2 protein-coding genes are annotated in these 2,417 nt (G+C 37.3%); both read right to left on the bottom strand.

What is annotated here, in order from left to right:
• Window positions 1-1,199: 1,199 nt before the first annotated feature.
• Window positions 1,200-1,412: a hypothetical protein gene (locus MAGTDC_RS05885; RefSeq protein WP_146656860.1), complete on the bottom strand. Its 213-nt coding sequence runs from the start codon at window positions 1,410-1,412 to the stop codon at window positions 1,200-1,202.
• 861 nt (window positions 1,413-2,273) lie between these two features.
• Complete coding sequence (locus tag MAGTDC_RS05880; RefSeq protein WP_414173055.1) at window positions 2,274-2,408, bottom strand: pyridoxal-phosphate dependent enzyme; 135 nt, start codon at window positions 2,406-2,408, stop codon at window positions 2,274-2,276.
• Window positions 2,409-2,417 lie beyond the last annotated feature (9 nt).

Genomic DNA, 2,417 nt, shown 5'->3' with positions numbered 1-2,417 from the left:
AGGAACCTATCTGGGATAAACTTTTTGTACCTAGACTGTAGTATCATGAAGATCTTTTGAAATTGAGAAGGTTAATCTTTGATTGAAGGTCATCAGAAGTGAAGTGTCTATTCTTATGAAGTTCGTCGTTGATAATTTGTATCAGTTAATCAGTCACAAGAAGGGTAGTCCTAAATGCTGTTTAGTAAGCATTCAGCCTTCGCTGAAACACAGTACACAATTTTATAGTATGTGATTCATTCATGAAGTTATAAGGGGGGGGGGCCCTTCCCCACCATCATTTGCTAGAGGTTGTTGGAACATCGTGTCTACTTAACTAGTCAATACAATGCGACAGGCTTCAAGTAGGCTTTATACATTATTTACAACACTTCGGTGTATAACAACTCTTACCAGGATAATATGTTTTTAATTGGTATGGAAAGTTCATACCATGTAGAATGGGGTAGGTCTCAGTTTCCATATGTGACTGTTAACGGTCACTGCAAGTCTGTGAGCAGATTTCTTTATGTGACATCATATCAACTATTAAATCTTGTACATCCTGTACAATCGTTCATGTTCTTGAGTATGTGTAGATAAAAAAAAAAATAATAAGCTTTTTCTCTTACTCAAGACAACACAAAATCGTTTCTTTAGGGTTGGCCTATAAAATTCTGCAATTCCCAACTACCCTGTAATGAGAATTATGTTATTAGAACCTGTAGTGAGAATTGATTTTTTTTTTTTGTCCTCTTTCCAGGTTCTCACTTCTATCCATTTTTCTTGTAGTGGAATACTGTCCCAGCTAAAAAGATGGAAGCCTAAGGTGTAATAATCTTGTTCTTATTGCACTGCACTTCCTGTCACTGTCTCTGTGCACCAATCAGATTGCACCGTTAGTAAGATGAGATTACCGTTTTGAGTACAGTAGATGCCCTCTCGTCCGGCCACCTCGGGACCAGACCCTAGGTTGGATTACAAAATGGGCGGACGAACAGAAAATACTCTATAATGATGAAATAACGCTCTTTAATGAATGATCTATAATATAAATGACCCAATACAGTATATATAAATTACTAATAATTATAATTACTCACCCTTACTTTATGGTAGGAAGTAAAAAAACAAACAAGGAAAAATTACTACATAAATTCGGTGTTCCTGCATAAACCATAACCACAAAGCATCGTCTACTAATTCGTTATTTGGTTTTTTTAAAGTACATGTGTCGAAAGCACTTTTTCAATTTCAATTTGAGTGCAGAAAGTCTCAATCGATTTTCTGCTTCGGCGCCAGTCATTAACAATACTCTTGCCTACATTAAACTCTTGGCAAATACTCTGGACCAATTCGCCCATATCGAGATGCTGAAGGACTTGTAATTTTTGGTCCAGAGTCACGAACGTGTGTTTTCGTTGCGCACTCATGTCGGAAAACCTTTTTATTTACACACATACATACAGTATTACTATATACAGATATATTTACACAGACTATATACACAGAACTCACAACATAAGACATACATCTGCACATGAAGAACAAAAGCGCAAGTCAACTGAGCTACATATATTTTCCATTTAACAAGTTGGGGCCTGTCGCTGGAGGCTCGTCTAGACCGTGTGACTCACCATATGGCTGGCCGAACCATCCGAAGGCCGATCCAACCGAGGCCGGACTAGAGGGCGTCTACTGTATTTTGAGGCCAGGTTGTCTGTTTTTATCAGTTTTCAGTGGCAAACATTTTTGTTCATATAGTCTTTTATTTAAATTATTTTGCATCGTATTTTATTATTTTTAAATGAATATTAATTTGATGAACATAGAGTGAGGCCGCCAGTCTGGCTAGTAACACAATTTCAGTTTGTATTAAACAGTGACAAATATATCTGTATAAAAGCAGGCTGGTTTCCTGTAAACATACTTTTCCTGATACTTATCTTTGGATTCAGTATTGGTAACAAATAACAACAATTGTTATATAAATAAAATCCAAATATCTTTTATTACAATTTTTCGCATAATGAAAATGTACATTTTGAAATTGGAAATAACGCTGTTGGAGTGTCCTTTTTATAAAATTTGACACGCAGTATCATGGCGGTTGCCGTGATATAAGAAGTCGCTCAAACTTGATCAAAAACTCATTAAGGAGTGCGCATTGCGGTGTGCCTCTGAGACGCGGGGCGGGGGCGTCGCTTCCCCCCCGCAATGGGCCCGTCCACTCAGTGTTTCTTCACCTACTACCTCTATCGTCTGGTTTTATTATTACTTTTATAATAACAGTTTTAGCCTAATAAATCTAACATGTTTGTTCGTTCATCTGAGATACTTTCTGGAACCACTATCAAACATTTTAGGCCCTTACGGGCGGCAACAGCAGCAATACTGATACCAGTATTACCGGAACTTGCTTCAACTATAATTGTGTC

Source organism: Candidatus Hodgkinia cicadicola, assembly GCF_002774925.1.
This window is presented reverse-complemented; position numbering and strand designations above follow the sequence as displayed.